Origin of the sequence: Streptomyces fuscichromogenes (genome assembly GCF_014645815.1) — a bacterium.
In the GTDB taxonomy this organism is placed as follows: Bacteria; Actinomycetota; Actinomycetes; order Streptomycetales; family Streptomycetaceae; genus Streptomyces; species Streptomyces fuscichromogenes.
Map to the genome: position 1 here is coordinate 249,811 of NZ_BMML01000005.1, position 13,160 is coordinate 262,970.

Consider the following 13,160-nt stretch of genomic DNA (forward strand, 5'->3'; position numbering starts at 1 on the left):
TCATGCTCCTTGGGCATGGGACGAAGTCTCTGCGGCCGGGCTCGAAGGAAGCTCGGAAGGAGGCTTCTCCTCGGTGGCCGGTTCGGCGGCGGAGGGCCCGCCCCTGCGTGCACGCCAGGCGTCACGCAGCATTTCGTGCCACCGCGGGCGCTTGCGCGGCGGGACATGGTCCACACCGCCCAGCGACCACGGATTGCACCGCAGGATGCGCCAGGCCGTGAGTGCCGTGCCCTTGATCGCACCGTGCCGGTCGATGGCCGTGTAGCCGTAGTGGGAACACGACGGGTAGTACTTGCACACCGGCCCCAGCAGTGGACTGATCGTCCACTGGTACAGCTTGATCAGAGCCAGCAGTGGGTACTTCATCGCGCGCCCCCTCCCAGCAGCCGCTCGATGGCGGCGTCCAGGTCTCGGGCCAGCTGTGCATGGTCGGCGTCGCCCGCTCCGGGCAGCGCTCGTACGACTACCAGGCTACCGGGGGGAAACAGGGTGACTCGCTCACGCATCAGATGACGCAGTCTGCGCTTCACTGTGTTGCGCACGACGGCACCACCCACGGCCTTGCTCACGACGAAACCCGCACGCGTCGGGGGAGCGCTCTCCCCAGGCGCGTGCGGGTCCGTGGCACCGCTACGAAGGTGGACGACGAGGGACGGGCGGCCGGCCCGGCGACCCCGTCGTACCGCGGTCGCGAAGTCCTCGCGCCGCCTCAGCCGATGCTCGGTAGGCAGCACGACGTCATGACCTGATCGGGATCAGGCGGACAGGCTGGCGCGACCCTTGGCACGACGGTTCGCGAGAATCGCGCGACCGGCACGGGTACGCATCCGCAGGCGGAAGCCGTGGGTCTTCGCGCGACGACGGTTGTTCGGCTGGAAGGTGCGCTTGCTCACTCGGGGGCTCCAGAAATCAAATCGGGTGTGGCGGGTGCCGTCCTGGCTGTCACCGTGCGCCCACGAGTAGCTCGCATCACGCCCGAGTGCACCGCTTCCCGATCACCTTCAGCGATCTGTGCCCATCGGAGGCAGGCGGCAGCAGCCATCGACAACTCGACCTGGTTACGGTACGCGGGGCTACGCCATTCGGTCAAACCAGCGGTGACGGAGAGACACTATCCACAGGCTGGGGACAACAACTTGAACCGCAGCCGCCACGCTGACTACCGTGGCTGAACTCCGATTCGTTCCTTTATCCCCGCCCGACCTGATTTTCATCCCGACCCGTCCTCGAACCACACGTTCGTGGGACCTGTGAGAGAGCGTGCCCTGTGGCTGACGTACCTGCCGATCTTGCCGCAGTGTGGCCACGAGTACTGGAGCAGCTCCTCGGTGAGGGCCGCGGTCAGGGTGTGGAGGCGAAGGACGAGCACTGGATCCGCCGCTGCCAGCCGCTCGCGCTGGTCGCGGACACCGCGCTGCTCGCCGTACCGAACGAATTCGCGAAGAACGTGCTGGAGGGCCGTCTCGCACCGATCGTCAGCGAGACCCTGAGCCGCGAGTGCGGGCGGCCGATCCGGATCGCGATCACCGTGGACGAGTCCGCGGGCGAGCCCCCGGCCCCGCCGGCACCGCCCGTGCAGACGCCGCGTTACGAGGAGCCCGAGCTCCCGTCGTCGCAGTACGACGGAGGGTACGGCCGGCACCGCGCCGACCAGCTGCCGGACCAGGGCGGCCATGACCAGCTCCCCACCGCCCGCCCCGCCTACCCCTCCGAGTACCAGCGCCCCGAGCCCGGCGCCTGGCCGCGCCCCGGGCAGGACGAGTACGGCTGGCAGCAGCCACGGCTCGGCTTCCCCGAGCGCGACCCCTACGCCTCGCCGTCCCAGGCCCCGTACCGCTCGGACGGCTACGGCGGCCAGGACTCGTACGCCCAGGAGTACCGCCCGCAGCAGCCGCCGGCCCGGCCGCCGTACGAGCAGCAGCGCCCGGGGTACGAACCGCAGCGCCCGGACTACGACCGTTCGGACTACGAGCGGCCCGAGTACGACCGGTCCGACTACGACCGGGACTCCGGGCGCCGGGAACTGCCCGAGCCCCCGGGCGGGCCGGGCCAGGGGCACCGGGGCGGTCCCGGACGGCCGGACCTGCAGAGCGCCGGTGGATCCGGGCCGCACGGCGGGAAGCCCACCCCGGCCGGCGGCCCCGGCGAGCCGACCGCCCGGCTGAACCCGAAGTACCTCTTCGACACGTTCGTCATCGGCGCGTCCAACCGCTTCGCGCACGCGGCCGCGGTCGCCGTCGCCGAGGCGCCCGCGAAGGCGTACAACCCCCTCTTCATCTACGGGGAGTCGGGGCTCGGCAAGACGCACCTGCTGCACGCGATCGGGCACTACGCGCGGAGCCTCTACCCGGGCACCCGCGTGCGGTACGTGAGCTCGGAGGAGTTCACCAACGAGTTCATCAACTCGATCCGCGACGGCAAGGGCGACAGCTTCCGCAAGCGCTACCGCGAGATGGACATCCTGCTCGTCGACGACATCCAGTTCCTCGCGGACAAGGAGTCGACGCAGGAGGAGTTCTTCCACACCTTCAACACGCTCCACAACGCGAACAAGCAGATCGTGCTCTCCAGCGACCGGCCGCCCAAGCAGCTGGTCACGCTGGAGGACCGGCTGCGGAACCGGTTCGAGTGGGGTCTGATCACCGACGTCCAGCCCCCGGAACTGGAGACGCGGATCGCGATCCTCCGCAAGAAGGCGGTGCAGGAGCAGCTGAACGCGCCGCCGGAGGTCCTGGAGTTCATCGCCTCCCGCATCTCGCGCAACATCCGTGAGCTGGAGGGCGCGCTGATCCGGGTGACGGCGTTCGCGTCGCTCAACCGGCAGCCGGTCGACCTGGGCCTCACCGAGATCGTGCTCAAGGACCTGATCCCCGGGGGGCAGGACTCCACACCGGAGATCAGCGCCACGGCGATCATGGCGGCGACCGCGGACTACTTCGGGCTCACGGTCGAGGACCTGTGCGGCAGCTCGCGCGGCCGGCAGCTGGTCACGGCGCGGCAGATCGCGATGTACCTGTGCCGGGAGCTGACGGACCTGTCGCTGCCGAAGATCGGGGCGCAGTTCGGGAACCGGGACCACACGACCGTCATGCACGCCGACCGGAAGATCCGGGCCCTGATGGCGGAGCGGCGGTCGATCTACAACCAGGTGACGGAGCTGACGAACCGGATCAAGAACGGGTAGCGGTCGGCGGTCCGGCCGACCGGTTCTACGCCGTTCAGGGCGCCCTCGGGAGAGATCCCGGGGCGCCCTTTTGGCGTCCTGGGGTGCTTCGGCAGTGGGTCGCCGCGGGCCGGTGGGGGCTGGTCGCGCAGTTCCCCGCGCCCTTGGAGGGGCGCTGCAGCGAGGTCCGCTGTTCGATTACCTGCCTGGTTACGGGCGTCCTCCACAGATTTGCCGACTTTCTTGCGTCCACACCCTGGGGACTGTGAAGTTGTCCCGAACGTCGTCCACAGGCTGGGGGTTGAAAGAGCATCAGGGCAGCTCAGGTGGCTGTGGAATCGTGGACAACGGATCTCCACAGCCTGTGGACCAAAAAATGATCCACAGGCTGTGTACGAAGTTGTCCACCGGTAGCCCACAGGCTGAGGGGCAGTTGTCCCCAGCGATCCCCGGCTTCTCCACACCGTTGTCCACTGTTCGGCAACGCGACGCGCCTGCTCACCGAGTCGAGTGAAAGGCGTCACATCAAGGTGCCGGGTTGGGCTGTGGGAAAGGTGGGTAAAGCTGGGGACGGTGTTGGGGAGAACTCCCCTCGGGCTGTGCACGGCGTGTGCAGAACTTTCTGTTCTCCACAGCGACACCTAGTTGTCCACCGGCTCCACCCACAGGGGCAGTGGACAAAATCTCGCCCCTGAGCTGGGCAAACGAGGTTATCCACGGTATCCACAGCCCCTACTACTACTGACAACTAGAGAGAGCTCGGAATCCGTTTCGAAGAGGGCCCTGTGCACAACTCGCTCTTCGGCCTCTGACCGCGCCTCGTCACGACTTGACCCCGAGGGGCACCAGCTGTCAGTGCGGTGCGTCAGACTGGTCCCCGGTGTTCTTCCCCTCCTCGGGGCCGACGACACCGGGACAGACGACGAAGACGCAGCAGGGCGAGAAGCCCCGGCAACAGCAGGAGGCGGGCTTACGGTGAAGATCCGGGTGGAACGCGACGTACTCGCGGAGGCAGTGGCCTGGGCGGCACGCAGCCTCCCGGCCCGTCCGCCGGCGCCGGTCCTCGCCGGCCTGCTGCTGAAGGCGGAGGACGGGCAGCTGAGCCTGTCCAGCTTCGACTACGAGGTCTCCGCGCGGGTCAGCGTCGAGACCGAGGTCGAGGAGGAGGGCACGGTCCTCGTCTCCGGCCGGCTGCTCGCCGACATCTGCCGTGCGCTCCCCAACCGGCCGGTGGAGATTTCCACAGACGGTGTACGGGCGACGGTGGTCTGTGGATCGTCCCGGTTCACGCTGCACACCCTGCCGGTGGAGGAGTACCCGTCCCTGCCGCAGATGCCGAACGCGACCGGCACGGTCCCCGGCGAGGTCTTCGCCTCCGCCGTGTCCCAGGTGGCCATCGCCGCCGGGCGGGACGACACGCTGCCGGTGCTCACCGGTGTGCGGATCGAGATCGAGGGCGACACGGTCACCCTGGCCTCCACCGACCGCTACCGCTTCGCGGTCCGCGAGTTCCTGTGGAAGCCGGAGAACCCGGAGGCCTCCGCGGTCGCCCTGGTGCCCGCCAAGACGCTCCTGGACACCGCCAAGGCCCTCACGAGCGGCGACAGCGTCATCCTGGCCCTGTCCGGCTCCGGCGCGGGCGAGGGGCTCATCGGTTTCGAGGGCGCCGGTCGGCGTACCACCACGCGGCTGCTCGAAGGCGACCTGCCCAAGTACCGCACGCTGTTCCCGACCGAGTTCAACTCCGTCGCCGTGATCGAGACCGCCCCCTTCGTGGAGGCCGTCAAGCGCGTCGCCCTGGTCGCCGAGCGGAACACCCCGGTGCGGCTCAGCTTCGAGCAGGGCGTGCTGATCCTGGAGGCCGGTTCCAGCGACGACGCACAGGCTGTGGAAAGGGTCGACGCGCAGCTGGAGGGCGACGACATCTCGATCGCCTTCAACCCGACCTTCCTGCTCGACGGCCTCAGCGCCATCGACTCGCCGGTCGCGCAGCTGTCGTTCACGACGTCCACGAAGCCGGCGCTGCTGAGCGGCAAGCCGGCCGTGGACGCCGAGGCGGACGAGGCGTACAAGTACCTGATCATGCCGGTGCGGCTCAGCGGCTGACCGTCTGTTCACAGCTGTCCACAGCTGTGCACGGTGCCGGGTACCTCCTGTGGGTGCCCGGCATGGTGACCGGCCTTGTGGTCGGCACGGTGGCCGGGTGGGTTTCCCCAGGTGAGCGGCTATGCCCACAACTGTGCACAAAGGGTCGCGATTAGGCTCGGACACGGGTACGAACGTGCCTCTCCTGCCACACCGCAACCTAAGGAACCAACTGATGGAGCTCGGTCTCGTCGGCCTCGGCAAGATGGGCGGCAACATGCGCGAGCGGATCCGCCGCGCCGGCCACACCGTCGTCGGATACGACCGCAACCCGGACCTCGCCGATGTCCACAGCCTGGAAGAGCTTGTGGGCAAGCTCAGCGGGCCGCGCGTGGTGTGGGTGATGGTCCCGGCCGGGGCGCCGACGCAGGCCACCATCGACGAGCTGGCCGAGCTCCTGGAGCCCGGTGACGTGGTCGTCGACGGCGGTAACTCGCGCTGGACGGACGACGAGAGGCACGCCGAGGAGCTGGCCGCCAAGGGGATCGGCTTCGTCGACTGCGGGGTCTCCGGCGGCGTCTGGGGCCTGGCGAACGGCTACGCGCTGATGTACGGCGGCGACGCCGAGCACGTCGAGCGGGTCCGGCCGGTCTTCGACGCACTCAGGCCCGAGGGCGACTTCGGTTCGGTGCACGCCGGCAAGGTCGGCGCGGGCCACTTCGCGAAGATGGTCCACAACGGCATCGAGTACGCGATGATGCAGGCCTACGCTGAGGGCTGGGAGCTCCTGGAGAAGGTCGACTCCGTCACGGACGTGCGCGAGGTCTTCCGCTCCTGGCAGGAAGGGACGGTCATCCGCTCCTGGCTGCTCGACCTCGCGGTGAACGCCCTCCACGAGGACGAGCACCTGGACCGGCTGAAGGGTTATGCACAGGACTCCGGCGAGGGCCGGTGGACTGTGGAGGCGGCCATAGACAACGCGGTGCCGCTGCCCGCGATCACCGCCTCGCTGTTCGCGCGGTTCACCTCCCGCCAGGAGGACTCGCCGCAGATGAAGATGATCGCCGCGCTGCGCAACCAGTTCGGCGGCCACGCCGTCGAGGCGAAGTAGCCGGGCAAGAGCAAAAAGAGCGACGAAACAGCAGGTCACGGGGAGGTCGGCGAAACACCCATGCACGTCACGCATCTGTCGCTGGCCGACTTCCGCTCCTACGCCCGGGTCGAGGTCCCGCTCGATCCGGGCGTCACCGCCTTCGTCGGCCCCAACGGCCAGGGCAAGACCAACCTCGTCGAGGCCGTCGGCTATCTGGCCACCCTCGGCAGCCACCGGGTCGCCTCCGACGCTCCGCTGGTCCGCATGGGCGCCGACCGGGCGATCGTCCGGGCCCAGGTCCGGCAGGGCGACCGGCAGCAACTGGTCGAGCTGGAGCTCAACCCCGGCAAGGCCAACCGCGCCCGCATCAACAGGTCCTCGCAGGTCAGACCGCGTGACGTGCTGGGGATCGTAAGGACCGTGCTGTTCGCGCCCGAGGATCTCGCGCTGGTGAAGGGCGATCCCGGTGAGCGGCGGCGTTTCCTGGACGAGCTGATCACCGCGCGCTCGCCCCGGATGGCCGGCGTGCGGTCCGACTACGAGCGGGTGCTGAAGCAGCGGAACACCCTGCTGAAGACCGCGGCCCTCGCCCGGCGGCACGGCGGCCGCTCCATGGACCTGTCCACGCTCGACGTGTGGGACCAGCACCTCGCACGGGTCGGTGCCGAGCTGCTCGCCCAGCGGCTCGACCTGGTCGCCGCGATCCAGCCCCTCGCGGACAAGGCGTACGAGCAGCTGGCGCCGGGCGGCGGACCGCTCGCCCTGGAGTACAAGCCGTCCGCACCAGGCGAGGCCCACACCCGCGAGGACCTGTACGCCCAGCTGACGGCGGCCCTGGCGGACGCCCGCAAGCAGGAGATCGAGCGGGGCGTGACCCTGGTCGGTCCGCACCGGGACGACCTGGTGCTCAAGCTCGGGCAGCTGCCCGCCAAGGGGTACGCCTCGCACGGCGAGTCCTGGTCGTACGCGCTGGCGCTGCGGCTCGCGTCGTACGACCTGCTGCGGGCCGAGGGGAACGAGCCGGTGCTGGTGCTCGACGACGTGTTCGCCGAGCTGGACTCCCGGCGCCGGGAGCGGCTGGCGGAGCTGGTCGCGCCCGGGGAGCAGGTGCTGGTCACCGCCGCCGTGGACGACGACGTACCGCACATCCTCACGGGTACGCGCTACACGGTGGCCGACGGGACGGTGGAGCGGGCATGAGCGGCGACGGACCCGGACCCGCGGCCAAGGGCGAACCCTCCGGGGTCGACCTCGCGCGCGTGGCGTTGCGTGCGGCGAAGGAGGCGGCACGCGCGCGTGGGGACGCGGCGCAGCAGAAGAAGCAGGCGCGGCGCGGCGGCCTGCGCTCCGGCGCGCGTGCCGACGGCCGTGACCCCATGGCGCTGGGTTCCGCGATCAACCGGCTGATCACCGAGCGCGGCTGGGAGACGCCGGCCGCGGTGGGCGGGGTGATGGGCCGCTGGCCGGAGATCGTCGGCGAGGATCTCGCCAAGCACTGTGTGCCGCAGCGGTACGACGAGGACGAGCGGGTGCTGGTCGTGCAGTGCGACTCGACGGCCTGGGCGACGCAGCTGCGTCACCTCGCCCCCGCGCTGGTCGCACGTCTGAACGAGGATCTGGGGCATGGCACCGTTCGCCTGATCAAGGTGCTCAACCCGGGGGGTCCGGCCCGGCGCTACGGCCCGTTGCGGGCTCCCGGGAGCACCGGGCCCGGCGATACCTACGGGTGACTTACGTCACGCCGTGAGGCATGCCATGAGCCGGGTGCGGAGCCGTCGTACGGGGCCCTCGGCCGGTCTTCGTGTGCCCGCACGCGGTTGCGAATCGCGACCTGACCCCTGAGTAGCCAAGGGTTGACAGCTGGAAGCGCTGAGTGCCTCCGTGAGCCTCTTGGAGCCCCCATCTACATATCGGGAGTCGGCAGAGGCAGGTTCAGGGCGGCACATGCGGACTCAGGTACCGGCAAACCCCCATCACTGTCGGCGCTACCGGTAGACTGGAAGACAATCCCGCCCCGACCGTGGGGACCGCCCGGGAAAAGCTGAGCAACGCTGATCAAGGCTTACCAACGCAACATGCCGCAGCCGCTCCGGCAACCCGCCGACGAGCCTGGCTCGTGCTGTGCCAGAAAGGGCGCTTCGTGGCCGATTCCGGCAACCCCAACGAGAACATCCCGTCCACCGACGCCGGCGCGAACGGTGAGGTCACCGCCTCTTACGACGCCAGCGCCATCACCGTCCTCGAAGGGCTGGACGCGGTCCGCAAGCGACCCGGTATGTACATCGGCTCGACCGGTGAGCGCGGTCTGCACCACCTTGTGTACGAGGTCGTGGACAACTCCGTCGACGAGGCTCTGGCGGGCCACGCGGACACCATCGACGTGACGATCCTGGCCGACGGCGGGGTGCGCGTCGTCGACAACGGCCGTGGCATCCCGGTCGGCATCGTGGCGTCCGAGGGCAAGCCGGCCGTCGAGGTCGTGCTGACCGTGCTGCACGCGGGCGGCAAGTTCGGCGGCGGCGGTTACGCGGTCTCCGGTGGTCTGCACGGCGTCGGCGTCTCCGTCGTGAACGCCCTTTCCTCCCGGGTCTCGGTCGAGATCAGGACCGACGGCCACCGCTGGACGCAGGACTACAAGCTGGGCGTTCCGACGGCTCCGCTGGCCAAGCACGAGGAGACCGACGAGACCGGTACCTCGGTCACGTTCTGGGCCGACCCGGACATCTTCGAGACCACCGAGTACTCCTTCGAGACGCTGTCGCGGCGCTTCCAGGAGATGGCGTTCCTCAACAAGGGCCTGACGATCAAGCTCACCGACGAGCGTGAGTCGGCGAAGGCGGTGGCCGGCGCGGACGAGGCCGGTGCCGACGAGAAGGCCGAGGTCAAGACCGTCACGTACCACTACGAGGGCGGCATCGTCGACTTCGTGAAGTACCTCAACTCCCGCAAGGGCGACGTGGTGCACCCGACGGTGATCGACCTGGAGGCCGAGGACAAGGACAAGAGCCTGTCCCTCGAGGTCGCCATGCAGTGGAACAGCGGCTACAGCGAGGGTGTGTACTCGTTCGCCAACATCATCCACACGCATGAGGGCGGCACCCACGAGGAGGGCTTCCGCGCGGCGCTCACCTCGCTGATCAACAAGTACGCGCGCGACAAGAAGCTGCTCCGCGAGAAGGACGACAACCTCACCGGTGACGACATCCGCGAGGGTCTGACCGCGATCATCTCGGTCAAGCTGAGCGAGCCGCAGTTCGAGGGCCAGACGAAGACCAAGCTGGGCAACACGGAGGCCAAGACCTTCGTCCAGAAGGCGGTCTACGAGCACCTGAACGACTGGCTGGACCGCAACCCGGTCGAGGCCGCGGACATCATCCGCAAGGGCATCCAGGCGGCCACCGCGCGCGTGGCGGCCCGCAAGGCGCGTGACCTGACCCGCCGCAAGGGTCTGCTGGAGTCGGCGTCCCTGCCGGGCAAGCTCTCCGACTGCCAGTCGAACGATCCCACCAAGTGCGAGATCTTCATCGTCGAGGGCGACTCCGCCGGCGGCTCGGCCAAGTCCGGCCGCAACCCGCAGTACCAGGCGATCCTCCCGATCCGCGGCAAGATCCTCAACGTGGAGAAGGCGCGGATCGACAAGATCCTGCAGAACCAGGAGATCCAGGCGCTGATCTCCGCCTTCGGTACCGGTGTGCACGAGGACTTCGACATCGAGAAGCTCCGCTATCACAAGATCATCCTGATGGCGGACGCCGACGTCGACGGCCAGCACATCTCCACCCTGCTGCTGACCTTCCTGTTCCGCTTCATGCGGCCGCTGGTCGAGGCCGGGCACGTGTACCTCTCCCGTCCGCCGCTCTACAAGATCAAGTGGGGTCGGGACGACGTCGAGTACGCGTACTCGGACCGTGAGCGCGACGCGCTCATCGAGATGGGCCGCCAGCGCGGCAAGCGGGTCCGCGAGGACTCGATCCAGCGCTTCAAGGGTCTTGGCGAGATGAACGCCGAGGAGCTGCGTGTGACCACCATGGACCAGGAGCACCGGGTCCTCGGCCAGGTCACCCTCGACGACGCCGCCCAGGCCGACGACCTGTTCTCGGTCCTGATGGGCGAGGACGTCGAGGCCCGTCGCGCGTTCATCCAGCGCAACGCCAAGGACGTCCGCTTCCTCGACATCTGAGTCGGTCTCAGCTGACCGCACCAGGAAGGATCTTGACCAGCCATGACCGACGAGAACACTCCCGCCACCCCTGAAGAGGGCGGCGAACTCGCGATGCGCGTCGAGCCCGTCGGGCTCGAGACGGAGATGCAGCGCTCGTACCTGGACTACGCGATGTCCGTCATCGTGTCCCGTGCGCTGCCCGACGTCCGCGACGGCCTCAAGCCCGTGCACCGCCGCGTCCTGTACGCGATGTACGACGGCGGCTACCGCCCCGAGCGCGGCTTCTACAAGTGCGCCCGTGTCGTCGGCGACGTCATGGGCAACTACCACCCGCACGGCGACTCCTCCATCTACGACGCCCTGGTGCGCCTCGCCCAGCCGTGGTCGATGCGGATGCCGCTGGTGGACTCCAACGGCAACTTCGGCTCCCCGGGCAACGACCCGGCGGCCGCCATGCGGTACACCGAGTGCAAGCTCGCGCCGCTGTCGATGGAGATGGTCCGCGACATCGACGAGGAGACCGTCGACTTCACGGACAACTACGACGGCCGCTCCCAGGAGCCGACCGTCCTGCCGGCCCGCTTCCCGAACCTGCTGATCAACGGCTCCGCCGGTATCGCGGTCGGCATGGCGACCAACATCCCGCCGCACAACCTGCGCGAGGTCGCCTCCGGTGCCCAGTGGTACCTGGAGAACCCGGAGGCCTCGCACGAGGAGCTCCTGGACGCGCTGATCGAGCGCATCAAGGGCCCCGACTTCCCGACCGGCGCGCTGGTCGTCGGCCGCAAGGGCATCGAGGAGGCGTACCGCACGGGCCGCGGCTCGATCACCATGCGGGCGGTCGTCGAGGTCGAGGAGATCCAGAACCGCCAGTGCCTGGTGGTCACGGAGCTGCCGTACCAGACCAACCCCGACAACCTCGCGCAGAAGATCGCCGACCTGGTGAAGGACGGCAAGGTCGGCGGTATCGCCGACGTCCGCGACGAGACCTCCTCGCGCACCGGCCAGCGGCTGGTCATCGTGCTGAAGCGGGACGCGGTCGCCAAGGTCGTCCTGAACAACCTGTACAAGCACACCGACCTCCAGTCCAACTTCGGCGCCAACATGCTGGCGCTGGTCGACGGGGTGCCGCGCACGCTGTCCCTGGACGCGTTCATCCGGCACTGGGTGACGCACCAGATCGAGGTCATCGTCCGGCGGACGAAGTTCCGGCTGCGCAAGGCCGAGGAGCGGGCGCACATCCTGCGCGGTCTGCTCAAGGCGCTGGACGCGATCGACGAGGTCATCGCGCTGATCCGGGCCAGCGACACGGTCGAGATCGCGCGCACGGGCCTGATGGACCTCCTGGAGATCGACGAGATCCAGGCCAACGCCATCCTGGAGATGCAGCTGCGGCGGCTGGCCGCCCTGGAGCGTCAGAAGATCATCCAGGAGCACGACGAACTCCAGGCGAAGATCACCGAGTACAACGAGATCCTCGCCTCGCCGGTCCGGCAGCGCGGCATCGTCAGCGCCGAGCTCGCCGCGATCGTGGAGAAGTTCGGCGACGACCGCAAGACCATGCTGGTGCCCTACGACGGTGACATGTCCATCGAGGACCTGATCGCCGAGGAGGACATCGTCGTCACGGTCTCGCGCGGCGGCTACGTCAAGCGGACCAAGACCGTCGACTACCGGGCGCAGAAGCGCGGCGGCAAGGGCGTGCGCGGTACGAAGCTCAAGGAAGACGACATCGTCGACCACTTCTTCGTCTCCACCACGCACCACTGGCTGCTGTTCTTCACCAACAAGGGCCGGGTGTACCGGGCGAAGGCGTACGAGCTGCCGGACGCCGGCCGGGACGCGCGCGGACAGCACGTGGCGAACCTGCTGGCCTTCCAGCCGGACGAGGCGATCGCCGAGATCCTCGCGATCCGGGACTACGACGCGGCGGACTACCTGGTGCTGGCCACCAAGGCCGGTCTGGTCAAGAAGACGCCTCTGAAGGATTACGATTCGCCCCGTTCCGGCGGTGTCATCGCGATCAACCTGCGGGAGCGGGAGGACGGTTCCGATGACGAACTGATCGGTGCCGAGCTGGTTTCGGCGGACGACGATCTGCTTCTGATCAGCAAGAAGGCACAGTCGATCCGGTTCACCGCCTCCGACGACACCCTGCGTCCCATGGGCCGGGCCACCTCCGGTGTCAAGGGCATGAGTTTCCGTGCGGACGATGAACTTCTGTCGATGAATGTTGTTCGACCCGGTACGTTCGTGTTCACTGCCACCGACGGGGGGTACGCGAAGCGGACCCGTGTCGACGAGTACCGCGTCCAGGGGCGCGGCGGCCTCGGTATCAAGGCCGCCAAGATCGTGGAGGACCGCGGTTCGCTGGTCGGCGCGCTGATCGTCGAGGAGAACGACGAGATCCTCGCCATCACCCTGTCCGGCGGTGTGATTCGTACGCGAGTCAGCGGGGTCAGGGAGACGGGCCGTGACACCATGGGCGTCCAACTGATCAACCTGGGCAAGCGCGATGCCGTCGTCGGTATCGCACGTAACGCCGAGGCCGGCAGCGAGGCGGAGGAAGTCGACGGCGAGGACGCCGTGGACGAGACCGCCGAGGGTGTCGCGACCAGCGGCACGGACGAGGGTGAGGCGCCCTCGGCCGAGTAGGC

10 protein-coding genes are annotated in these 13,160 nt (G+C 68.6%); 7 read left to right on the plus strand and 3 right to left on the minus strand.

Annotation, left to right across the window (positions count from 1 at the left end):
• Genes yidD through rpmH form a run of 3 tightly spaced genes read right to left on the minus strand, consistent with a single transcriptional unit; the run spans position 1 to position 893 of the window.
• Positions 1–366, minus strand: coding sequence for a membrane protein insertion efficiency factor YidD (yidD, locus tag IEZ11_RS13010; protein WP_093500828.1), 366 nt, complete (start codon positions 364–366; stop codon positions 1–3).
• On the minus strand, positions 363–734 hold the full coding sequence (gene rnpA, locus IEZ11_RS13015; RefSeq protein WP_189262849.1) for a ribonuclease P protein component: 372 nt from the start codon (positions 732–734) through the stop codon (positions 363–365). The genes yidD and rnpA overlap by 4 nt, the downstream gene beginning before the upstream one ends.
• A 21-nt stretch (positions 735–755) precedes the next feature.
• Positions 756–893: a 50S ribosomal protein L34 gene (gene rpmH / locus IEZ11_RS13020; protein ID WP_015659252.1), complete on the minus strand. Its 138-nt coding sequence runs from the start codon at positions 891–893 to the stop codon at positions 756–758.
• A 374-nt stretch (positions 894–1,267) separates the two neighbouring features.
• On the opposite strand from rpmH, the gene dnaA reads away from it, so the two are divergent.
• From dnaA to gyrA, 7 genes are all read left to right on the plus strand, one after another.
• Complete coding sequence (gene dnaA, locus IEZ11_RS13025) at positions 1,268–3,184, plus strand: chromosomal replication initiator protein DnaA (protein WP_189262850.1); 1,917 nt, start codon at positions 1,268–1,270, stop codon at positions 3,182–3,184.
• A gap of 954 nt (positions 3,185–4,138) precedes the next feature.
• The gene (dnaN, locus tag IEZ11_RS13030; protein ID WP_189262851.1) at positions 4,139–5,269 is read left to right on the plus strand and encodes a DNA polymerase III subunit beta; all 1,131 of its coding nucleotides are present in this window, start codon (positions 4,139–4,141) and stop codon (positions 5,267–5,269) included.
• A 214-nt stretch (positions 5,270–5,483) separates the two neighbouring features.
• Entirely contained in the window at positions 5,484–6,359 is an 876-nt protein-coding gene (gene gnd, locus IEZ11_RS13035; RefSeq protein WP_189262852.1) for a phosphogluconate dehydrogenase (NAD(+)-dependent, decarboxylating), read from the plus strand.
• A 60-nt stretch (positions 6,360–6,419) separates the two neighbouring features.
• Positions 6,420–7,541, plus strand: coding sequence for a DNA replication/repair protein RecF (gene recF / locus IEZ11_RS13040; protein ID WP_189262853.1), 1,122 nt, complete (start codon positions 6,420–6,422; stop codon positions 7,539–7,541).
• Positions 7,538–8,071, plus strand: a complete 534-nt coding sequence (locus IEZ11_RS13045) for a DciA family protein (RefSeq protein WP_189262854.1) — start codon at positions 7,538–7,540, stop codon at positions 8,069–8,071. The genes recF and IEZ11_RS13045 overlap by 4 nt, the downstream gene beginning before the upstream one ends.
• A 386-nt stretch (positions 8,072–8,457) precedes the next feature.
• Positions 8,458–10,521, plus strand: a complete 2,064-nt coding sequence (gyrB, locus tag IEZ11_RS13050; RefSeq protein ID WP_308426469.1) for a DNA topoisomerase (ATP-hydrolyzing) subunit B — start codon at positions 8,458–8,460, stop codon at positions 10,519–10,521.
• A 42-nt stretch (positions 10,522–10,563) separates the two neighbouring features.
• Positions 10,564–13,158 (plus strand): DNA gyrase subunit A, encoded by a 2,595-nt coding sequence (gyrA, locus tag IEZ11_RS13055; RefSeq protein ID WP_189262856.1) that lies wholly within the window; start codon positions 10,564–10,566, stop codon positions 13,156–13,158.
• Positions 13,159–13,160 lie beyond the last annotated feature (2 nt).

Excerpts from the sequence above, each read along its gene's own strand:
- yidD (WP_093500828.1), bottom strand. The coding sequence starts at position 366 with ATGAAGTACCCACTGCTGGCTCTGATCAAGCTGTACCAGTGGACGATC.
- IEZ11_RS13045 (WP_189262854.1), top strand. The coding sequence starts at position 7,538 with ATGAGCGGCGACGGACCCGGACCCGCGGCCAAGGGCGAACCCTCCGGG.
- recF (WP_189262853.1), top strand. The coding sequence starts at position 6,420 with ATGCACGTCACGCATCTGTCGCTGGCCGACTTCCGCTCCTACGCCCGG.
- gnd (WP_189262852.1), top strand. The coding sequence starts at position 5,484 with ATGGAGCTCGGTCTCGTCGGCCTCGGCAAGATGGGCGGCAACATGCGC.
- gyrA (WP_189262856.1), top strand. The coding sequence starts at position 10,564 with ATGACCGACGAGAACACTCCCGCCACCCCTGAAGAGGGCGGCGAACTC.